The organism is Dyadobacter sp. HNCC25DJ185 (assembly GCF_056895195.1).
In genome coordinates this window covers 224,497-244,679 of record NZ_JBXHAR010000002.1, presented here as the reverse complement: position 1 = coordinate 244,679, position 20,183 = coordinate 224,497, and the positions used below count along the sequence as shown (strand labels likewise).

Sequence of the window (20,183 nt, the reverse complement as noted above, 5' to 3'; positions counted from 1 at the left end):
AGGATTAGTAAGAACAATAAAAGGGAAATCAGATGAAAAATGCGGTATGGCATCACATGGTACACGTTTTGGGCATTGTGCTTGCAACTTGTTTAGCGATGCATACGGCACTCGCACAACCAGTCCAGTCCCCGGTAGCCCATGGTTTCAGAAAGACCAGGTTGACAAGGGATTTTATTTCGGAAGGGGCAGCAGTCGCAGATTTGAATAAGGATGGAAAAATGGACATTATCGCCGGATATTATTGGTTTGAAGCTCCGTCCTGGACCCGACACGAAATGGCACCTTCCCGGGTTTTTGATCCGAGAAAAGAATATAGCAACTCTTTTCTGAATATCGGCATGGATGTCAACCTCGACGGCTGGGCTGACGCAGTGATCATCGACTTTCCGGGAAAGCCGGGATTTTGGTTTGAAAACCCGAAGAACAAGCCAGGCGAATGGAAGAAACACTTTATTGCAGACACCACCGGCATAGCCAATGAATCACCTGGTTTTATTGATATGGACGGCGACGGCAGAATGGAAATACTTTGTGGTGATAAGGCGAACAGGCAAATCGTCTGGCTGCAGGCCCCTACAAAAAAGGGCGAAACGGAATGGAAAAAATACCCTCTCAGTAAACCAAATGTAGACGGCACCGAGAATTTCTCTCACGGGATCGGCTATGGGGATATAGATCAGGACGGTATCCCAGACGTGGTGATTAAAGAGGGCTGGTTCAAAGGTACCAAAGATAAAAAGGGCGGGGACTGGAAATTTATGCCTGCCCATCTTGGAGAAGCCTGTTCACATATGCAGGTACTGGATGTGAATGGCGATGGCAAAAATGACGTGGTAAGCGCTTCGGCGCACGCGCTGGGCATCTGGTGGCATGAGCAGATCAATGACGGCGGCAGGATCGATTTCAAAACCCATTTGATGAGTAAAACCACGGCGCAGACGCACTCCTCCATCATGGCTGACCTGAACGGCGACGGCAAGAAAGACTACATAACCGGAAAACGGTTCCTGGCGCACCACGGCCGCGACCCAGGCGACAGCGATCCGGCAATCTTATTGTGGTTTGAATTTACGCCTGGTAAGGAACCCTATTTTATTGAACATCAGATTGACGACAACTCAGGATCAGGACTGAATGTCACTGTCGAGGACATGAATGGAGATAAAAGGCCGGATATCGTCATAGCTAATAAAAATGGAGTCTTCTTATTCGAAAACATGCTCGGAAAATAACTTTTCGGTGTAATATTGAGGGGAACATTTTGTTCTTTTATTTTCAATATTATGCAAAAAGGAAAGGTTAATCTGTTTGAACGAATGGCTACCAAGATCACCAGCTGGACTGGTAGCTCAGCTGCTTTTGTAATTGCCTTCGGGGTTATACTGGTTTGGGGAATAACAGGCCCGATTTTCGATTATTCCAATACCTGGCAACTCGTGATCAATACCGGCACCACTGTTATTACCTTCTTAATGGTGTTTTTGATCCAGAAATCTCAGAATAAGGATTCCAAAGCGATTCAGCTTAAACTCAATGAACTGATCGCTGCAAGCAGATCGGCGAGCAACAGAATGGTGGACATTGAAGACCTGAGCGAATCGGAACTGGACATTTTGCACCAGTTTTATAAGGAACTGGCAGAACTTTCGGAAGCCGACGCGGATATCCACAAGTCACATTCGATCGACGTCGCTAAGCACATCCATAAACGCAAGAAGGCTCTTTTAAAAGAAGGTGGGTTAGACAAGGCACAGGGAGATTAAGACGTCACTGGCCCGACCCTACTTCTTTCTGTCTTTTTTCCTGTTGTCTTTTGAGAATACTTTCTCAAGGAAGGTCTTTTTCTCTTCTTTCGGGTTTTTTACAGAAGCAATGCTGATCTCATTGTCAATGGTGGGCTGCAGTGCATGGATGAAGGCATTTTGCAAAATGCTGGTAATGGCAAGCCATACGTTGGTTTTCGGGTCGTCCAGTCTTCCTTTGAATGGAATCTTCGTGGCAACCTGGTCTTCTCGCTGGTTCTTGAAAATTTCACCCACACCGCCTGCGACGGCTTCCCAAAGTTTTTGAAACAAATTATCCTTTCTGTCTTCCTTGCCCAGGATGTCCAGGTCCTGGATCAGCGGTTTGATATATCCCGCAAAGGCTTTGTCCTTCGCTGCGACTTCGGTATACAGTCCAAACCTGCCCTTGTTGACGTCGATTTTGGCATAGGCCTGAAAAAAGTCATTCAATTTAACCAGATTGGTATTTTTTAGCTCCGCACTCATATCAAAAGTGGGATCTTCGGCCAGCGGGTTTAATTGGGCATCCATGCGCAGTGTTCCTTCGTAGATATCGGCTGTCGCATTGATGGAAGCGGGCAGGACCGCAGACGAATCGTAACTGTTTTTAAGGTTCTGAGCAAGCAAATGCAGGTTTGTCATCGCGATATCCACTTTGGGCGATGAGGTGAAATCATTGTATTGGATCGTACCATTGTTGATTTCGCAACGGTTAATGCTCAGCGGCATAAATTGATTTAGGATCTTCCGGAAGTCGGCTGAGTCTTTCACGACTTCTTTTGGCTCGACTTTGTCTTTGGTAAAAAGCAGGGACGGCTTTTGGAAAGTGAGCTCACCAACAATAGATCCTTTGAAAAGTGCTTTCCACTCTACCGAGAGATCGATTTCCGATGAGGCAAAAAAAGGCGTCTGTTTTCCCGTAAGTGTATCCGATTTGTTGAGATAAATGCTGTCTATTTTATAGGAACCCCTGATAATGGCCAGGTCAATGTCATCGATATGCCCATAGTAACCATGCATATTTGCAAGGCTTTTATTGGCGTACTGCAGCACAATGTACGGCAGTACCAGCCTGATTATTACAAGAATAACCACCAGCGCAACAATAAATATTCCGACCCTTCTTTTCTTTGTTCTTTGATGTGTGGAAGATCCTGTCGTCATGTTTTGCAGCTGTTAGAGAATGTGTTATTTTCAAATGCTAACAGACTGGGAAACAATCATACCAGCAGGCTACAAAAAAAAATCAGATTTTTTTCTATTCCCTGTCCAGTCACGCCTGGTTCAATCGTCATTGGTTTTTAACCATTAAAATGGATTATCATGAAAGATTTCTTATTTATTTTCAGAGCAGAAGGACGTCCGGGACCAGGACCGTCACCCGAAGAAATGCAGGCGAGCATGAAGATGTGGATGGATTGGATCGGTGGCATCGCTGCCCAGAACAAGCTGGTTGACCGAGGGAATCGCTTGCTGGCGAGTGGCAAGGTAGTTCGCCCGGGTATGGTAATTACCGACGGCCCTTACACCGAGATTAAAGAATCAATTGGTGGCTACACCCTTGTAAAGGCCGCATCATTGGAAGAAGCCACTGCCTTGGCCGAGGGCTGCCCGATCTTGATGTTCGGAGGCAACGTGGAGGTAAGAGAAATCGGAAGTATGTAGTTCCCCCGCGATCCCCTGAAGGTGACTTTAATCTTTGCTAAGGAGTGTAACTGAAAGCCTGCCTTTGGGTCGGCACAAATAAAGCAAAGAAGCGCCTTCAGGGGTTTTCTGGTAAAAAAATCAAAGGAAATGACCCAGCCAGACCTGTTACCACACCTTTTCAGGACAGAATACCGGAAGGTAACGGCCGTTTTGTCCAAGCTTTTCGGTCTGGAACACATTGAAATTGCGCAGGATATTGCAAGTGATACTTTTCTGCTGGCTTCGGAAACATGGGGTATCAGGGGGCTTCCGGAAAACCCGACGGCCTGGCTTTATACGGTCGCGAAGAATAAGGCAAAAGACTATCTCAAACGCAATACCCTGTTCAACGAGAAAATTGCCCGACAAATCACTTATCAACAAACCAGCTTGGGGTTATCCGGTCCTGAGGAGATCGAGATCGATCTTTCGGACCGGAACATTGCCGATAGCCAGCTCCAGATGATGTTTGCAGTTTGTCACCCGTCCATTCCTGCTGAGGCGCAGATCGGGCTATCCCTCCATATTCTTTGCGGATTTGGGATCGGCGAAATTGCGGCCGCCTTTTTAACGAACAAGGAGACCATTCAAAAACGTCTTTTCCGGGCGAAAGAAAAACTGCGTCAAAACCAGGTGAAAATCGAGTTTCCCAATGCTGCCGAAGTAAACAACCGGCTTGAAAATGTTTTGACCACCCTTTATCTGCTTTTCAACGAGGGTTATTATTCGTCCGGCCAGGATGTTAACCTAAGAAAGGACGTGTGCCTGGAAGCGGTCCGGCTGACAAACCTGCTTCTCGAAAGCAAAATCACCAGCCAGCCTCCGGTTTACGCGTTGCTCGCCCTGATGTGTTTTCACGCCTCCCGGTTCGAAGCCAGGACCGACGCCCAGGGTGAAACTGTGCTGTATCAGGATCAGGACGAATCGCTATGGGACAAAGAGCTGATCAGGCAGGGAGAATATTTTATGAACCAGGCTTCATTCGGACACCGGCTTTCCAAATACCATCTGGAGGCAGGCATAGCCTATTTTCACACCATCAAAACAGACAGCAAGGAAAAGTGGGAGCATATTTTACAATTGTACAATCAGTTGCTGATTATTGAATATTCACCGATGGCGGCGCTGAACAGGACTTTTGCGCTGTCGAAAGCCAACGGAAAAGAAGCGGCGATCAAAGAAGCCGAAAAGTTGAACCTGACTCATCACCACCTGTACCATTCACTCCTCGGAGAACTTTACACCGACATCGACAATTCCAAAGCGCTTGAACATTTCAGTGCTTCCCTGGGGCTGACCAAATCCAAAGCAGATCAGACGATTATTTTGAAGAAGATCGCCAAAGTCAGCTTAACAGTCTAAGTAACGCATTCCTGTAAATCCTCTCGATCGGGACCTGGTTCGGCCCAATTATAAAGGGTTTATCTCAAATCTTTTGACTTTACTCAATGCGACAATGAACGATCTATGAACACAGATCAAATAGCCCGGTGGCGGAAATCTCGTGCATCGCCTTGATCAAACCTTTCATCATCTTCCCTTTTGGTTATGGACTGGCTGTTATGCGTTCCGAAAGTAAAAGACCCCACGATACGAAATTTTATCGACGACCGACCGAAAAAGTAGATGTCGGTAAATAATGCAAGTGCCGCCCAATGCAATATATCGATGAACCAGGTTTTTCGTCGACGGTCAGGTTGTCCAACTTTTTTTGAACAACCTTATCACTTACTATTGTAATGCAATCAGGAAAAAGGAAGTGCTAAGTTTTTGGAAAAGAGATATATAATGATACAAAAAAGCGCCTTCGTGAAATGGGGCAGCATTTTCCTGCCTCTTCTTTGCATTGCTTTTCATGCAAAATCACAGGAAGCAGGGCGTGATCTCACGGACTTGATCCGCGTAGAAAACAGTTTTGCCCAGTCGGCGGCAGAAACGGGCATTCGCAATGCCTTCCTGGCTCATCTGGATAGTGCCGGTGTTTTGTTCAATCATGCAAAGCCGGTCAATGGAATTGAAGCATACACACATGTACCTGACGACCGGAACGATTTGCTGAGCTGGTATCCCACAGTGGCTCATGTATCCGTCTCCGGCGATTTAGGATTTACCTCCGGGCCATACCAGTATTTTGCAGAGCGCGGCAAGGCGCCGGTTGGTTCGGGGTATTTTTTTTCGATATGGAAAAGGAATGCGCAGGGGCAGTTCAAGCTGATCCTGGACGGCGGCGTACCGGGTTCAAGAGACCATTCTGAGGTATTTATTTCCAATCCAAAGCCCGATACCGCCGATGATGACTTTCTCAAAATGACTTACTCACCTGAGCATACGAGAGAGGATCCCCGGGCGGCCGAAATGGCCTTTGCTGCTGCGGCGGCCCGCGATCCTCGAAAAGCTTACAGCCAATACCTGGGAGAAATCTCGCTGATGCTAAGAAATGACAGTCACGCCGGTTTATCCAAAGAAATTAATCTTTCAATGATCATCAATGAAAAACCGGGGTCTTATCATTTCAAAGGGATGAGTGAAGGTTTCTCAGAAAAAGGCGACCTCGCCAATTGTTACGGCGAGGTAACCCTTGGCGATGGACAGGCAGCCCGACGGGGTTTCTTTGTACGAGTCTGGCAATTACAGGATGCGGGCTGGAAGATTGTGGCAGAGGAGATCAGTTTGGTGCAGGGCACGAAGGGTGCTGATTGATTTTCCGCAGGTCATGCTTTATATTTCCCGTAGTATGATAGAATAAGGTCAAAATTGATGATGAAAAGCGACTATCTCGAAAGCGCCAGAAAGCAATTCGAGTATTATAAAATGCTGGGGGAGAAAACCATCGAACAGTTATCGGACCAACAGTTGTTTTTTCAGTTTAATGCCGAAAGCAATAGTATTGCAATGATCGTCAAACATCTGAGCGGCAATATGCTTTCCCGTTGGACCGATTTTCTGACTTCCGACGGTGAAAAGAAATGGCGGGATAGAGAGGCTGAATTTGAAAATGACATTGCAGACCGCCAGGAATTGATGCATATCTGGAACCAGGGTTGGGATAGTCTCTTCAAAGCATTGGATTCGGTCAACGAAGAGAACATGGGAACCGTCATTTACATCCGAAATCAGGGACACACGGTTACAGAAGCCATAAACCGGCAGCTCGCCCATTATCCCTATCACGTCGGACAAATCGTGTTTATCGGAAAGATGCTCCTGGATGATCAATGGAAGTCGCTCTCGATTCCGAGGGGTGGTTCTTAGCAATATAATGACAAGAAATTTGAGGAACCGAAAGCTAAGGCACATTTTACAGACGAATACCTGAATCGGAAATCGTGACCAGCATTACGCCAGCTCATATTTAGTATGTCCGTTGCCCAGCTTGGTAGCCCTGAGTGCCTCCTTTCTTTTTTTTGGACCAAACGACACATGCACCCAGGAGTCAAACTCCTGAATGAGCTGGTCATAAGGAAAGTCCCCATTTTTGATCAATTGGAACAACGCTTCCACCGTCATATTTGCTACCTGAATGTCAGCCGCTTCTCCGTCCATATGCTGACTTTTCGAGGCACCTCCGATTTTTTTGTTCACCCGCGGACAACGATATCCACTTGAAATCCTGATGGATTTATTCAGTGTAACCCGGATTGGTTCAAGTACATTTTCGCAAAGTTCGGCGAGACTTTTCACTACATGGGCCGGCGGGTCGAATTGTTCATCGTACCTGAACCGGACCGCGGTTTGAGAATTAAGTAGCTCCTCCAGTGTAAAGTGGGGGGAAAGATGTGTTGCCATAGGGGGTGAGTTTAAAATCAGAATATCATGCTGGTCGAGATCTAACGATTTCTTTTAAAACGGCTTTTGGAATAGATATTAACCAGCGGGATATCAATGGTAAAAAAGAAATTGGAACGCCAGGTGGGTTTGTCCAAAAGCCCTACTTTATCAGATTCCACCTTGAAAATGCGCGGCCCATATTGAAAACCGTACCCAATCGAAACTGGAAGATTGGCAAATAGGCCATAAACCAAATATCCTCCAGGAGAGAAAATATTTTCTAGCTTTATCTCCTGCTTGATAGCGGTGCTATCATCATTCAAACGGTAATTCACAACCGAGCCTACATTCAACAATGTCCCGTATAAACTTAACGACCCAAGATTAAAGTTTTTGACTTTACCTAGAGATGTACTTATTGTAACTCCGATGGGCGCTGTGACTCCTCTGTTATTATTCCAGGAATCGATTTGAGTACTGGTAACTTTTGGGCCAATCGCATAACCGATATAGGCATTTAATGCGATATTAAATGAATCGTTTTTCTTGATGGACGAGCTGCCTGCGGGTAGCGCGGCTGCCTCAATCGCATGCTGCACATCCTCGGGAGATGCAGATTTAACCACGGACGCCATGAGTGTTCCATACCTTAAAATTTCTTCAATAACCTTTGGATCAAGCAGATTCTTTTTATCAGAGGCAATACTTTTCAAATCCGTGGCACGGTTCAGTGGAAGTTTTTTTCTTGCAATTTTTTCTTCTGCAAGTTCCTCGCTGTGGTTAAATATTTGATCAAGTATTTTATAAGTATTGACTACGGCATCGTTGTAACTTTTTGTATAAATGCTCTTGTACAATTCATTTGCATTACGGGCAATAATGACATACCGATCATCCAGGATATGAATACTCTTAGGATCTACACTATTCGCCAGTTTGAATCCATATTCCGTAATATTAATTGCCTTTCCGATATAGGTGTAATAATCTTCGTCTGACAAGGCATTCTTAGTTTTTTTTTCTTTCAGATTCTGAATGGTTAAATCAACATCATTGGCCAATAAGGCAAAATTCTGGACAAGGCCGGATAACATATAAATGTTGTCCTTATTTTGCGTCATAAAATCTTGGAATTTATTTGTGGCGATGTTTTTGGAATCGATAAAATCAATTTGTTGCGTGACAGCTTTTTGAAATATCAGCCCGAGATAGATTTTCAGAGCAACAGAATCCTGCACCAAGCCATTGACCGAGCTAATAGGAATCCAAATTTGACGCGTGTCTTTTGAGCGGACACTTTCGGAAATGATATTCAACAATTTCCATGAATTCCCAAGATTGGGATGGATTTCCGTCCAATTAGGTAATTGAGATAATCGGGCAATTACCTGGTCGGGCTGAACTGAAAAATTGGACTGGGATAATTCACTGACAATACTGAGAGATGCAATCGCTGCCCTTATTTCGGGCAATTCTTTAAGCAGCGTTTGGTATTTCGGAAGATTAACCAATTGATTTAGCCCAATAACAATGTTGCTGAGGTCTTGATGGAATGATTCTCTCAGGCTTTGTATGAACTCTGCATATCGATGGGACGCAATATTACTTAAGAAATCCGTTGTTGCCGGAAACAAAGTCTTACATTCCTCGTGCTTTTCAAGAAAGACTTTGAAGCGATTGAAAAATGCAACATTCAGTTCCTCCCGCCCCCTTTCAATCAGAAACCTGGCAATCCCGTCAGTTAAGTTTGTGACACCAAGGTTTCCAACGGAAGAAGCGATTTCTTCGATCTTTCCAGAAACATTTTTTGGAGACGAGCCGGAAAAAAAACCTGAAGATGAGAGCATTGGGCCGATAAACGGGTTGTTCTTATAAGTACGGAAAATTTGGTCGGCGCCAACTTCCCCTGTGCTAGCCAGAAGGTAATTTTTTAAATAATTGGCGAGCTCTGCTTTCTTGGACCCTGAAAATATGAAGTGTCCGTTATTTTCAATTACCAAATCTTTTCTGATATCAGTCGCATCGTAATATGCTATCTGAGAATATGATCTTTCAACAAAACTGAAGATAAAAAGAATAGAGAATAAGAAGATGTTTTTCATGGGACTTTTAGTTTGGCTATGGCATTTCTCAAATTCAATCGACCGGAACCGGTTTTTTCGTCAGGCCCTATGGTGGGACCTATATCATCACAGTTCTCTAAAAGGGTGGCGACACACTTGGAGACTGACTTATTGTTTGCTTTGGAGTAGGAAACCATTAATGCAATAGATCCGGCTGTAAAGGCCGTGGCTATACTTGTGCCGGCGCCGTTGGATACCGTACTATTGTGGATTGAGGTAGTCAGCATCGTGTTATCACCTGGAGCAAGCAAACCGGATACTTTTAGTTTGTCATTCCATCCTGACTGAGCGTTTAGTTGACCTGAAGGATCAAAAGATCCCACGGCCAGGCAACCGTCATAGTGAGCCGGGAAGGTATCAAAGTCAATTTTGTCTTGGGGGTTCAGGCTTCTGATGTTCCCGACTGCGCAGCAAATAATCTTATTCTTTAATAAACAGGCTTTAATTGCAAGGCTCAGTATTTTCTGATCTTCATCGAATGAATAACTGATTGAAATGATATCGACTTCTTCAATCGAAGAAACATAGTTCAGTGCGTCAGCGAAAATTTTGATATTTTCAGGCAAGACCACGTCGGATTTTTCCGTTGCTTTCACAACCAACAACTTCACATTGGGGGCGACCCCAAAAATTCGGTTTTTGCCGGTTGCACCAATAATCCCTGCCATTTGGGTTCCATGACCATCGGAGTCTGAAATTAATTCGGGAGCCTCGGAAAACTTTTTACCCAGGGGATTATTGATAAAGCTCTTTGAATCCGGATGAATGCTGGTAGCCAGATCTGGGTGGGTATGGTCTATTCCTGAATCAATCACAGCAACGGTCACATTTGCCCCAAAGGTTTTCAGATCGTTCCAAATAAATGGGATCTGGCAAAAGTTGTGTCCCCAGCTCATCCTGGTAGCGTCGAAAGAGATATTAAAGCGCGGTTGACGTTGCAAATCGCGAATTTCTAACCCGCCTCCCCAATAAAAATATCCATCAGAGTCCCTATACCAATCGCCTAGTTGGTTGGTACGGTCTAGTTGACCTTCGAGCTCGGAATCTTTTAAGACAACCCCAATAATATTACTTTTATCCGCGAAGTTATCGACAGGAAACTTTCGTTTGTTCAGTTTGTTAACTACAACTTTGAGTGTGGCCATAAGCTAAAATAGTGATCCATCTTTCAGAATATTAAGATCTATTTTGGCATTTCCTCCCACCTTCGCACTTTCCGTAAACTGCCAGAAAGCCCAATCCTTCCAGCCTACCGGAACTTCCACTTTGTTACAATCTTTAATAGAATACCGTGAAATCCATAGCTGGTATTTTCCCAGGTCATGGGTTTTCGGGAGTTTCCTATCGAGGTATTCCTTCCTGCTGTAGATAATCGGATCCATGCCGGTCCCCTTTTTTACGATGTCAATGAAATGATGGATCCATTCGAGGTACTCTGCTGGTTTCAAAGGGGTATCGAATTTATCAGTATTCTCTAGGTCGAGTACAACAGGAAGATCAGGTGCCGGCAGTGGCTTGATAGTTTTCAATAAGTCGTTGGCTTCCGCCGTCGAATCTGCGATTGCCGTTCCACCATTTCTGGTATCGGGACGGCAAAAATGGTAATACCCAACTTTGATACCGAGCTTGACCGCATTTTTAGCGTGTTCAGGTACTTTTTTATCTGGCGTACCTACCCCTTCACTGGTTTTCAGAAAGACAAAACTAACCCCCGCCTTTTGGATACCCTGCCAGTCGGGCTTGTCATTGTGGTGAGATAGGTCTGCCCCTAACTTGTAACCTTGTGGAAGATTCAGGAGAATGCCCTCTACGAAATTGGGCTTTGCCGACGATTGGGACAGAATGAGCAAGCCGCCTCCCCAATAGTGAAAGCCCTGCCTGTCTTTGTACCATTTCCCCGACGTGATGCCAGGTCCGGGAGTAACCTCTTCGCCCTCAAACTTAAACCCTTTTAGCACTACGCCCGTTACATTGCTCTTATCCGCCAGGTTTTGGGGAACAGAGCTCCTTTGATTCAGTTTCGCTACTACTACGATGAGTTCCATAAATTATCCTTGCGCCTCCTCGCTGGCCAGAGTGTTGATGTTAACTGCGATCGGTGCCTGGGATGCGGGCTCTGCCTTTGCATCCGAGCTTTCAATCCGTGATCCGGTGCCGCGTAGTTTCATGAACTTGTTAAGGAGATCGAACCAAAATGGTGCCCCCAATGAAATCGCCATAGCAGTGAGCAGCCAGCCAATAATCGATGACGGGCTCTGATGATTGCATCTGAAGCAAAGGAAGCCATTGGTTTTTATTCCCAAAAACGTTTTTTTATGCAAACTATCTGCTTCCCAGCCCAACCCCATCAACTGGTTTACTCCCCTGATATCGCGGTTTAACAATGTGTCTGCCTGTGCGATCAGACTGTCCCTGTGTTCTAAGAGAGACTTTTCTTTGGTGTCTGGTTTTCCTGCGTTTTTCTGAGCAGCTTCGCTTCTCTTCAGGTATACATCGGCCATTTGAACCAACTGTTTTGCCTGCTCGGGGTTTGAACCTAACCGTTTTACGATGCTTATTGTATCAATATTGAACCCCACTGCCAGCATCATTCCGATTAAAAACAGGAAATACCTGTTATATCTTTTGTACCAGCCCGTTGTACGTTCCATCGTACCATCAAACCATCCTTCCAGCAGCAATTTGAACTTATCCAGGTCCCCGTTACATTCGAGCCATATCGATTGCAGGAAAAGTGCAGTGTCTTTGTTGATGGGAGTCGTGCTGAGCGGCGATACAACAACCGTTTCCTCATCAGGCGACGGGTTCTGATTCTGGATATTTGCTCGTACTGCCTTGATGGCCGGGTTATTGGTATCGTTATTCAAATCGACTGGCAGATTGTAGATCGTTCCCGACTTAATCGAATTATTGATCGACTGGATATCGCTGCCGGAATCATTATGAAAACCTCTTAACAGATCAACAATTACTTTTGAAAAATTCTGGGCAGAGATGTAAGCCGGTTTACTGTAAAAATTGTCTTCGCCCAGATATTTGATCAATGGATGCGCGTAGAACCAGGATGCTACTTCGCGGCCTTTCAGCATATTGGGTTTTCCCAGCAGTCGGCATAAAGAAAGGAACCTGTCCAGAAAGCCGTAGTTGGTAGTCGACTTACCATCTTCAAGCATTCTGATAATGGCTTTTTCCAGGATTTTTGAACGAAAGGCCAGTTTGGAGGCCAGCATTTCCTGAAGAATGCTAGCAAGCAAACTGTAAAGCAGGTAAATAAAGACAAGTCCTATGACAATGTCTAAAACAGGAGTTTGAAACATATCAGTTGCTATTTGATGTTTATTATATCACTAGTTTTTTGGCCATTGAGGACTAAATCAGCCCATTAAACACCGCAAACTGGACGAGTCCGCCTGTGTTCTTCGTATTTGTTTTTTCGATCATCTTCTGTCTGTGTGTGTTTACCGTGTGAAAGCTGATGAACAGCTTTTCGGCAATGTATTTGCTGTTCCGTCCTTCGGCAATCAGTTTAAGGATCTGAAGCTCGCGTTTGCTGAGCAGTGTTTGGGATTTCGAAGCGTCGTTTTCGGCTGTGAACAAAAAATATTGCTTTTTTTCCGCAGAAAAGAGGGATGCCAGCTGGGTTTCATTTTTCTTCCAGAGTGAAATATCAATGCAGCTGCCCAACAGGTGGGAAATATTGCCCTGTGCATCCTGGCGAAGAATCGTATTCTGCTCGAGAATGCGAACAACCTTGCCGTTGGGCTGGATGATTCTGTAATCGTAGCTGAATTTGTAGCCCGAACGGCTTTCGGGTGTCACCCTGTTCAGGATATTGAAAATACAATTGTCTAATTTTCTGATGTTGACAGCGTCTTCCGGGTGCTTGATCGTTTCGTGGAATTGATGCCCCTTTCCAATGTATTCAAAATGATCATAGCCAAAATAGTCGAACGTATTGTGGCTGATAAAATCAAAGTTTTGGGTCTCAACATCCAATATCCAGGTTACACAGGCTGAATGATTTAGGATAGAGGCAAGCTGGGAGCCGATTTCACTGAAATTAAAACTGGTGCTCGGCCCGGACGGATTGGTCTGTTCTGATAATGGAGTCCCCGATTTGGAGAACGGCATTGGGAAATGCTGAATTGCAGTAGATGTACTTGTCATAAGATAGAGGAAGGTTGATAAAAAATGGGTTTCCAATTTGTCGAGATTTACGGTAGTGTGTATACGGCGTAAACTGTCCGACATGCGGCAGACTGTCGAACAACAGTTAATCAGAAAACAGGCAAGAAGAAGCTAGCAGCCTCGTGATGTCAATGAAGTATGCAAATATGTATTTTAAAAATCAGGGTGTCACGGTTGGAATCACCCTTTTGACCACCGTAATTTTCCCTAAAATAAAGAACCAGAAGCTGCGAAAGTAACCGAATAATAAATAGCGGGGAGCCTAATTGAGATTCAGGCCGACGGCCAGGCCGAGGTAGGGTTTGCCTTGGTAGCGCCATACATTTTTGTTTTCATCCATCAGGTGATCGATGCTTCCCACCAGCCCGAATGTGATCTTATCCAGGCCCATAATTACTGCAATGCCTTTTGACCAGACCAGGCCGTCGTATTCAATGGAAATGGCGTTATCGGTTACCCATGAGTTCATAGCCGTGATCCCGAAACCTGTGATGATGCCCGCAGAAACCCCGTAGTGTTTAATTTTCTGGTTAATGCCGCCAATCGGATTTTTGTCGTACGACAGCCTGTAGTTATCGCTTCTGTAACCCATGTATACCACACCGTTCAGGTTGTTGCTCAGTTGTTTGGGAAATGATGAAACCGAGGGCCTGAATTTCAATGGAATGGTCAGAATGTCCACGTCGAAGCTGTTTTGCCAATATCGGTTTGCGCCAATGGTCTCCTTGGCGGTATTTTGTGCAAATGTCCTCCGGGACAGCGTGGACGCTTTAACAGTCATTCGTTTCCAACCTCTCTGAAGCGAGTAGATGCTGATGGAATCGTCGGTATTTTCAACATAAACGTGTTGTTTATGGCCTTGGATCTTCGTTTTATAGACGCCATCGGCAAAATTGAACTTCGCATTGTCCTTCATGCTTTTGCACTGACAGAAGGATAATGCAACTGCAAGCAGCAGCAGAGGGCCCGGATGGATTTTCATCGCAATAGATAGATGTTAACGGATTGTTTTACTTCTTCCAATGTTCTGCTTGATGGTTGGAATGGCTTTGGGACCGGACTTTTTGAAAACTCCTGCAAATACAATACCCAGGCATCACGCCACCAGATTGCCTCTTTTTGTTGCTTTGCCAGACGTGCAGCCACAGCTCTGTGGATTTCGGGGTCAATGTAACTTTTTACCGCTGCCCATTCATGCTGCATCCAGCCTACAGAATCTGCGCCGGTGTAGAATCGGGTGCAAAGCTCGTCCCAAAGGCTCTTTCCGGAAGATAGCTTCTGATCCCACGCCACGTGATGGAACCAAAGCAAATAGGGCAGGGGACAAGTTTCCGGATTTTTCCATAGTTCGGTCACTTCCGGACGGTATTGGGCCAACGCATTGCTTCCCGAAGAGGTGCGGTTAAAGCCAAGACCGATCGAATCGGCGCGGTGGTAATAAACGGCCGTCCAATCGGGACGTGAACTGCGATTTTGCCACGGCTCGGGGGCATAATGGGCACCCGACCAGGGCCGTGAAAGCCCCAGTGGTGTATTGTAATTCACGTATATCTCCCTTGATTTCATCATGAGATTAACAATCCTGTCTTTTGTATCCTGGTCCTGTGTCAATGTCATTCCGGCCCATTCTGCTGCAATCGTTTCTGAAGTGAGCGTGTGGTCCCAGGCGAGCCTTCCAAAAGCATACCAGTTGGCCTGCGCCATCGGGTGTCCCGTCCAGTTGCGGTCGGAGCCTGTATTGGCCACGCCCGCAATGGCAGTTACAGCATAGTGATGAAGTGTCCCATCGACAACCTTCCCGACCGTCGATCCCTGACCCTTGACCCAGGTATCCGCATCCAGACTTTCTTTGAAGATCGGGGCCTCATAAACGAGATGGGTTGCAAAGCCCAGGTATTCCTGCGTGATCTGAAATTCCATCCCGAGCGGCGTTTCGGGCATATTCCCGAATAACGGCGAAAACGGCTCCCTTGGCTGGAAATCGATAGGGCCATTTTTGACCTGAACAATGACATTCCTGGCAAATTTCCCGTCGAGGGGCGTGAATTCCTCGTGGGCCGCTTTAAACCGATCGCCATTTGGATCTGCTTTGTAAACAAATGCACGCCAGATCACGACACCTTTGTACGGCTGCAGTGCTTCTGCAAGCATGTTGGCACCGTCGGCATGCGTCCGTCCGTAGTCCTGTGGGCCGGGCTCACCTTCGGAGTTGGCTTTCACAAGCAAGCCGCCAAAATCAGGAATGATGCTGTAAATCTCTTTGATCTTTGCATTCCACCATTGTCTTACCTCCGGGTCCAGCGGGTCAGAAGTTTTCAGACCGCCCAATGTCTTGGGCGCGGCGAAATAAACTGAGAGATAGGTCTTGATGCCGTACTGCCGGAAAACGCCCGCCAGGGCGGCTACCTTATGCAAATATTCGGCTGTGAGGAAACGCGCGCTGGCGTTGACATTGTTAACAACCGTCCCATTGATCCCGATCGAAGCGTTTGCCCGTGCATAATCCTTGTACCTGGGGTCTACACCCTCGGGCAGGTCGTACCATTTCCAGAGCGACGACCCCGCGTAACCTCTCTCGATTGTCCCTTCGGGGTTGTCCCAGTGGTTGAGCATCCGCAACTGTATCCGGGGATTACTTTGAATAGCAACCTTATTCAGCGGCAGGTGTTGCTGCAGATGCCGCAAGAGCGCGAACGTGCCGTATAATATGCCAACATCCGTTTTTGCCCCTATCGATATGTTATTCGATTGTTTTGAAACCATATAACCTTCACTTTGGACGGATGAGCTAGCCGGGTCTTTATCAGATAAGATTTCCAGCCTGATACCGTTTTTCCCTACCAGCGGGGTTTTGACGATCGGGATGTTAGCACCCAGTAGGCCCTGTAAACCCGCTTGCAGCTCCGAGGCAGCGCTTTTCAGTACGTCGCTTTGCCCGGATATGGCAATATACTGAGCTGACTTAAGATAGCTGTTCCGTACAGCCGGCACTTTGATCAGATCATATTGAAGCCAAAGCCGGTAACCATCGTCCGCCCGGGCATTGGCCAGCGTAACAGATAAGAAGAAGGTGAAAATGCAGCGTTTCAGTAGTTTCATCAATGTGCGGTTTTTTTCAGTATTAGATAAGCCAGGTCGGTCTGGGTTCTACTTCATGTCGCAAAGAGCCCCTATGATTGCCGTTTTTGCACAGCTTAAAGGAAATCCCGGGTCGTTAGCTTTGTCATATCAATTGATCAATCAAAAAAACACTTAAACCTCAGGAAATCATGGAAGCCACATTTTTTAATCAGCCCGACAAGAGCAAAACCTCCAAAACAGCACTTGCCGGGAAAATCATCAGCGCCCTGTGCATTTTGTTCCTTCTTTTTGACGCGATCATGAAAGTCATCAAAGAATCACACTCCATAGAAGGCTCCGCACAACTGGGCTGGCCGGTGGATCAGGTTCAAAGCATAGGAATCGTACTGCTTATCTCGACCATCCTCTACATCATTCCGCGTACGGCGATCCTCGGTGCGGTCCTGATCACCGGATACCTTGGCGGCGCGATCGCCATCATGGTGCGGGCCGGGCAGCCCCTTTACTGCGCACTGGTTTTCGGGATACTGGTTTGGGCGGGACTATATCTCAGGGATGAAAAACTGCGTGAGCTAATCCCGTTCAGGAGATAGGGAAGGTATCTCTCATCGATAGGTCCGGTACCTGACGAAATGGATAAGGGACGATCATCGTGATATGACTATATTTGGAGCGCACATTCATACTCACCTGGTTATGCCTGAAATTCAACCTGTTCCCGAAAAACCGGAAACCCCCACAGCTGCCGAGTTCGCTGCCAAAATGGAAGCCTACCGATCCCCGGCGGAGGCGATGAAACTGATGCGTTATTTCAAAACGGGGGAAGGGGAGTACGGAGAGGGCGATATTTTCATGGGCGTCCGGATGGGCCAGATCTTTGCCCTGGCCAAGGCTTATGTCAATATGTCGGCCGAGGAAGTGGAAAAACTTCTCGAAAGCCCTATCCATGAGATCAGGACAGGCGGGCTGAGTATCATCAATCAGCAGGCACGCAGCAAGAAGACTACCATGGCCCAAAGGAAGGTACTTTATGATTTGTACCTGCGCAGGACCGACAGGATCAATAACTGGGATCTTGTGGATATCTGCGCGCCCTATGTGGTAGGAGGGTACCTGTATCTATCGGATGAGTCGCGGGATATTCTTTTTAAACTGGCAAAATCAGGAAACGTGTGGGAGCGGCGCACCGCGATTGTGGCAACGGGTTATTTCATCAGGCAGGGAGATATTGCCGATACTTTCAAAATTGCGGAAATCCTTCTCGCAGATCGGCACGATCTGATCCACAAAGCGACGGGTTGGATGTTGCGCAGCGCGGGACAGATCAACCGCCCGCTGCTGCTCAACTTTCTGGATCAATATGCCGCTAGCATGCCCCGTACGGCGCTCCGCTATTCCATCGAACATCTCGATCCGGCGCTACGGAGCCACTACATGGGGTTGAAGCAATCAAAATAATTTATTTGGCTGGCGTGATCACGATATTCTGATACTCTACCGGACCATGGTCTCCCTGGATGTACAAAGGACCCGGCTCACCTTCGTTGCTGTCCAACGCGCCGCCGGTAATACCAGGAATCTCCTGATTGCTGATCACCGTTTTGCCGTTCGCAACCAAGGTTAACATCCTGCCCACCAAGGTGATATCATAGGTGTTCCATTCGCCTGCTTCCTTAGCGACCATTTCGCTTGGGCTGATAAAACCATAAACAGAGCCCATTTGGTCCAATGCGGGTTCCATGCCTTTTGCGTCGGTTACCTGCACCTCATATCTGCCACGGAGATAAACGCCGCTATTGCTTCCTTTCGGGATACGGAATTCGATATGTAATTTGAAATCACCGAATTTCTGATCTGTTACCAGGTTCGCGCCTGATTTTGGGCTGCGCAAAATACCGTTCTCTGCGATCCATTGGTTTGTGGTGGATCCCATTGGGTGCCAGCCTTTGATTTCGTTTCCGGCTGTCAATTTAATGGGCGCACCCCATGCAGGCTGTGCTTTGGGGCGTAATACCGGGGCACGCACGCCTTTCCAGGTGTAAGTTTTCCCTTCGGGCGTGGTAAGGGAACCGGTCATCGATTCGCCTGAAACTGTCCCTTCTACCTTCAGTTCTTTGTCCCCTTTTTCCCATTGTTTCGGAATAGCGAAGCTGAACTTCCCGTCTTTGAAAATGACTTCGGCAATAGGGCGCGCACTTCCTGAAAAGCCGGTAAACTGGCCCACCAGTGTACTGTAACCAGAATGTCTTACTTCCAGCCAGGAAGGTAATGGTTTGCCTTCGACGTCAACCGTAATGTCCCAGCGGCCTTCGAGGGGAGAGGCAGCGGGTCTGGAGGCATTCGCCTGAAATTGAATTGCCAGCAACATGCTCAATGCTGAAGCGAGTGCTTGCCGCGAAATCCGGCACAGGTAGGTTTGGAATTTATTATTCATGATTTTTTTGGATATTAAAGGGGTCAATTTAGAGATTAAATTTAGAAAATTGATTTTGCCTGAATATCGCGATCAAAAACTTATTTCCATATTCAGTGCGTAACAGGTGCTTCGCCCGCCACCAGTTTAAAGGTCCTCGCGGTTTGTACGCGTTGCTGCACAGGCGTCCCACCTCGCATGCGCCGGATACATAGGCTATCCGGCACGTCCGGCGGAATATGCATCTGAATGCGAGGAGAATTTTGAAAAACTTTTTAAACCACTATATTTAATCAAAAGTAGATCATGAACTTTCGATACAGCTTTTTATGGATATTGCTGGTCTGCGCTTGTAACAAGACGGAGAGCACGGAACCAAACCCCAGGATCAAGCCGATCGTCGGGGTTTGGAAACTGGCGGAAATCCAGGTGCAGGACAATGGGGCCACCGTCTGGCAGCCGGTCACTTTTAATGCTGACAACAATATCGACATCAGGTTTGATGGCGTCATACTGGACAACAACGAAAGGCGCATATGCTGCCATCCGACCTCATTAAATATCAATGGTTCGATCATTCCCATCAATAAACCCCTGAATATTCCTGGTAATGAGGCCTGTACGGCCGGCTGCACCCAATGTCAGGTCTGGACGATCGCATATGGGGCTGGTGAAATGATTATGACCGGCTGTACGACCTCCGACGTGAAGAAATATAAAAGGTAATAATCTTTGAAATCGTTTGCCATCCGGGTATGTTGTTGGCCCCGGATCCTACAGCCGATGCTTCATCATCCATTATGAACTGGTCAGGCCCCTTCCTGTTTTATGCTGTAGTTCGTCAATTCGTTTCGAAGCCTCCGCTTTGGTCAATGTTGGATCCAATTCTTCTCCAGCTTCATCCGAAAGCGTTTTCAAATAAGATTGCTGCGCGCCAGTCATCGGTTCTTCACCTGTGGTCCATTCATCAGGATCTTTAATTGTATTGGATCCCTTGGGGATTATTTTGCTGTCATTGGTCGGATCTTCGGCCTCTTCCGGCAGGGTGTTATGTGTATTGGCCATGTTTGTTGATGTTTTTTCGATTACCGGATACAAAAACTACGCCAGCCGATATTGATTCAGTACTTTGTTCAG

At 46.5% G+C, this 20,183-nt stretch carries 20 protein-coding genes; 9 read left to right on the top strand and 11 right to left on the bottom strand.

Features of this window, described 5'->3' with window-relative positions:
* The first annotated feature begins 32 nt into the window (after positions 1-32).
* Together AC1XUF_RS06370 and AC1XUF_RS06365 are read left to right on the top strand one after the other, a co-directional pair.
* The gene (locus AC1XUF_RS06370) at positions 33-1,235 is read left to right on the top strand and encodes an FG-GAP repeat domain-containing protein (RefSeq protein WP_483340835.1); all 1,203 of its coding nucleotides are present in this window, start codon (positions 33-35) and stop codon (positions 1,233-1,235) included.
* Between the two features lie 84 nt (positions 1,236-1,319).
* Positions 1,320-1,766: a low affinity iron permease family protein gene (locus AC1XUF_RS06365; protein WP_483340834.1), complete on the top strand. Its 447-nt coding sequence runs from the start codon at positions 1,320-1,322 to the stop codon at positions 1,764-1,766.
* 18 nt (positions 1,767-1,784) lie between these two features.
* Here AC1XUF_RS06365 and AC1XUF_RS06360 read toward each other — a convergent pair whose 3' ends face one another.
* Positions 1,785-2,951 (bottom strand): DUF748 domain-containing protein, encoded by a 1,167-nt coding sequence (locus AC1XUF_RS06360; protein ID WP_483340833.1) that lies wholly within the window; start codon positions 2,949-2,951, stop codon positions 1,785-1,787.
* Between the two features lie 159 nt (positions 2,952-3,110).
* Here AC1XUF_RS06360 and AC1XUF_RS06355 point away from each other — a divergent pair, with 159 nt between their 5' ends.
* The 4 genes from AC1XUF_RS06355 (at position 3,111) to AC1XUF_RS06340 (ending at position 6,725) form a co-directional block, all read left to right on the top strand.
* A complete protein-coding gene (locus AC1XUF_RS06355) occupies positions 3,111-3,452 on the top strand; it encodes a YciI family protein (protein ID WP_483340832.1) in 342 nt (113 codons plus the stop codon).
* 129 nt (positions 3,453-3,581) lie between these two features.
* Positions 3,582-4,835, top strand: a complete 1,254-nt coding sequence (locus AC1XUF_RS06350; RefSeq protein ID WP_483340831.1) for an RNA polymerase sigma factor — start codon at positions 3,582-3,584, stop codon at positions 4,833-4,835.
* A 426-nt stretch (positions 4,836-5,261) separates the two neighbouring features.
* Positions 5,262-6,173, top strand: coding sequence for a hypothetical protein (locus AC1XUF_RS06345; RefSeq protein ID WP_483340830.1), 912 nt, complete (start codon positions 5,262-5,264; stop codon positions 6,171-6,173).
* 57 nt (positions 6,174-6,230) lie between these two features.
* Positions 6,231-6,725: a DUF1572 domain-containing protein gene (locus AC1XUF_RS06340; RefSeq protein ID WP_483340829.1), complete on the top strand. Its 495-nt coding sequence runs from the start codon at positions 6,231-6,233 to the stop codon at positions 6,723-6,725.
* 84 nt (positions 6,726-6,809) lie between these two features.
* Here AC1XUF_RS06340 and AC1XUF_RS06335 read toward each other — a convergent pair whose 3' ends face one another.
* The 8 genes from AC1XUF_RS06335 to AC1XUF_RS06300 form a co-directional block, all read right to left on the bottom strand.
* Positions 6,810-7,259 (bottom strand): D-Ala-D-Ala carboxypeptidase family metallohydrolase, encoded by a 450-nt coding sequence (locus AC1XUF_RS06335; protein ID WP_483340828.1) that lies wholly within the window; start codon positions 7,257-7,259, stop codon positions 6,810-6,812.
* 41 nt (positions 7,260-7,300) lie between these two features.
* On the bottom strand, positions 7,301-8,875 hold the full coding sequence (locus tag AC1XUF_RS06330; RefSeq protein WP_483340827.1) for a hypothetical protein: 1,575 nt from the start codon (positions 8,873-8,875) through the stop codon (positions 7,301-7,303).
* A 464-nt stretch (positions 8,876-9,339) separates the two neighbouring features.
* On the bottom strand, positions 9,340-10,509 hold the full coding sequence (locus AC1XUF_RS06325) for a S8 family peptidase (protein ID WP_483340826.1): 1,170 nt from the start codon (positions 10,507-10,509) through the stop codon (positions 9,340-9,342).
* Between the two features lie 3 nt (positions 10,510-10,512).
* Positions 10,513-11,409, bottom strand: coding sequence for a glycoside hydrolase family 25 protein (locus AC1XUF_RS06320; protein WP_483340825.1), 897 nt, complete (start codon positions 11,407-11,409; stop codon positions 10,513-10,515).
* A 3-nt stretch (positions 11,410-11,412) separates the two neighbouring features.
* Complete coding sequence (locus tag AC1XUF_RS06315; protein WP_483340824.1) at positions 11,413-12,681, bottom strand: hypothetical protein; 1,269 nt, start codon at positions 12,679-12,681, stop codon at positions 11,413-11,415.
* A 52-nt stretch (positions 12,682-12,733) separates the two neighbouring features.
* Positions 12,734-13,531, bottom strand: coding sequence for a LuxR C-terminal-related transcriptional regulator (locus AC1XUF_RS06310; protein ID WP_483340823.1), 798 nt, complete (start codon positions 13,529-13,531; stop codon positions 12,734-12,736).
* 283 nt (positions 13,532-13,814) lie between these two features.
* A complete protein-coding gene (locus tag AC1XUF_RS06305) occupies positions 13,815-14,534 on the bottom strand; it encodes a hypothetical protein (protein WP_483340822.1) in 720 nt (239 codons plus the stop codon).
* Positions 14,531-16,651 (bottom strand): alpha-glucuronidase family glycosyl hydrolase, encoded by a 2,121-nt coding sequence (locus AC1XUF_RS06300; RefSeq protein WP_483340821.1) that lies wholly within the window; start codon positions 16,649-16,651, stop codon positions 14,531-14,533. The genes AC1XUF_RS06305 and AC1XUF_RS06300 overlap by 4 nt, the downstream gene beginning before the upstream one ends.
* A gap of 170 nt (positions 16,652-16,821) precedes the next feature.
* Here AC1XUF_RS06300 and AC1XUF_RS06295 point away from each other — a divergent pair, with 170 nt between their 5' ends.
* Positions 16,822-17,226 (top strand): DoxX family protein, encoded by a 405-nt coding sequence (locus AC1XUF_RS06295; RefSeq protein WP_483340820.1) that lies wholly within the window; start codon positions 16,822-16,824, stop codon positions 17,224-17,226.
* A 103-nt stretch (positions 17,227-17,329) separates the two neighbouring features.
* Positions 17,330-18,091: a DNA alkylation repair protein gene (locus AC1XUF_RS06290; RefSeq protein WP_483340819.1), complete on the top strand. Its 762-nt coding sequence runs from the start codon at positions 17,330-17,332 to the stop codon at positions 18,089-18,091.
* A 1-nt stretch (position 18,092) separates the two neighbouring features.
* On the opposite strand, the gene AC1XUF_RS06285 is transcribed toward AC1XUF_RS06290, so the two are convergent.
* The gene (locus AC1XUF_RS06285) at positions 18,093-19,067 is read right to left on the bottom strand and encodes a 3-keto-disaccharide hydrolase (RefSeq protein ID WP_483340818.1); all 975 of its coding nucleotides are present in this window, start codon (positions 19,065-19,067) and stop codon (positions 18,093-18,095) included.
* 285 nt (positions 19,068-19,352) lie between these two features.
* Between AC1XUF_RS06285 and AC1XUF_RS06280 the strand changes: the two genes are divergently transcribed.
* The gene (locus AC1XUF_RS06280; RefSeq protein WP_483340817.1) at positions 19,353-19,772 is read left to right on the top strand and encodes a hypothetical protein; all 420 of its coding nucleotides are present in this window, start codon (positions 19,353-19,355) and stop codon (positions 19,770-19,772) included.
* Positions 19,773-19,844: 72 nt separating this feature from the next.
* Here AC1XUF_RS06280 and AC1XUF_RS06275 read toward each other — a convergent pair whose 3' ends face one another.
* Positions 19,845-20,111, bottom strand: a complete 267-nt coding sequence (locus AC1XUF_RS06275) for a DUF3072 domain-containing protein (RefSeq protein WP_483340816.1) — start codon at positions 20,109-20,111, stop codon at positions 19,845-19,847.
* Positions 20,112-20,183 lie beyond the last annotated feature (72 nt).

Bases quoted from the DNA above. Each gene is read 5' to 3' on its own strand.
- AC1XUF_RS06290 (WP_483340819.1), top strand. From the start codon at position 17,330: ATGCCTGAAATTCAACCTGTTCCCGAAAAACCGGAAACCCCCACAGCT.
- AC1XUF_RS06275 (WP_483340816.1), bottom strand. From the start codon at position 20,111: ATGGCCAATACACATAACACCCTGCCGGAAGAGGCCGAAGATCCGACC.
- AC1XUF_RS06295 (WP_483340820.1), top strand. From the start codon at position 16,822: ATGGAAGCCACATTTTTTAATCAGCCCGACAAGAGCAAAACCTCCAAA.
- AC1XUF_RS06335 (WP_483340828.1), bottom strand. From the start codon at position 7,259: ATGGCAACACATCTTTCCCCCCACTTTACACTGGAGGAGCTACTTAAT.
- AC1XUF_RS06370 (WP_483340835.1), top strand. From the start codon at position 33: ATGAAAAATGCGGTATGGCATCACATGGTACACGTTTTGGGCATTGTG.
- AC1XUF_RS06305 (WP_483340822.1), bottom strand. From the start codon at position 14,534: ATGAAAATCCATCCGGGCCCTCTGCTGCTGCTTGCAGTTGCATTATCC.
- AC1XUF_RS06325 (WP_483340826.1), bottom strand. From the start codon at position 10,509: ATGGCCACACTCAAAGTTGTAGTTAACAAACTGAACAAACGAAAGTTT.
- AC1XUF_RS06355 (WP_483340832.1), top strand. From the start codon at position 3,111: ATGAAAGATTTCTTATTTATTTTCAGAGCAGAAGGACGTCCGGGACCA.
- AC1XUF_RS06360 (WP_483340833.1), bottom strand. From the start codon at position 2,951: ATGACGACAGGATCTTCCACACATCAAAGAACAAAGAAAAGAAGGGTC.
- AC1XUF_RS06350 (WP_483340831.1), top strand. From the start codon at position 3,582: ATGACCCAGCCAGACCTGTTACCACACCTTTTCAGGACAGAATACCGG.
- AC1XUF_RS06280 (WP_483340817.1), top strand. From the start codon at position 19,353: ATGAACTTTCGATACAGCTTTTTATGGATATTGCTGGTCTGCGCTTGT.
- AC1XUF_RS06310 (WP_483340823.1), bottom strand. From the start codon at position 13,531: ATGACAAGTACATCTACTGCAATTCAGCATTTCCCAATGCCGTTCTCC.
- AC1XUF_RS06340 (WP_483340829.1), top strand. From the start codon at position 6,231: ATGATGAAAAGCGACTATCTCGAAAGCGCCAGAAAGCAATTCGAGTAT.
- AC1XUF_RS06365 (WP_483340834.1), top strand. From the start codon at position 1,320: ATGGCTACCAAGATCACCAGCTGGACTGGTAGCTCAGCTGCTTTTGTA.
- AC1XUF_RS06300 (WP_483340821.1), bottom strand. From the start codon at position 16,651: ATGAAACTACTGAAACGCTGCATTTTCACCTTCTTCTTATCTGTTACG.
- AC1XUF_RS06285 (WP_483340818.1), bottom strand. From the start codon at position 19,067: ATGAATAATAAATTCCAAACCTACCTGTGCCGGATTTCGCGGCAAGCA.
- AC1XUF_RS06320 (WP_483340825.1), bottom strand. From the start codon at position 11,409: ATGGAACTCATCGTAGTAGTAGCGAAACTGAATCAAAGGAGCTCTGTT.
- AC1XUF_RS06345 (WP_483340830.1), top strand. From the start codon at position 5,262: ATGATACAAAAAAGCGCCTTCGTGAAATGGGGCAGCATTTTCCTGCCT.
- AC1XUF_RS06315 (WP_483340824.1), bottom strand. From the start codon at position 12,681: ATGTTTCAAACTCCTGTTTTAGACATTGTCATAGGACTTGTCTTTATT.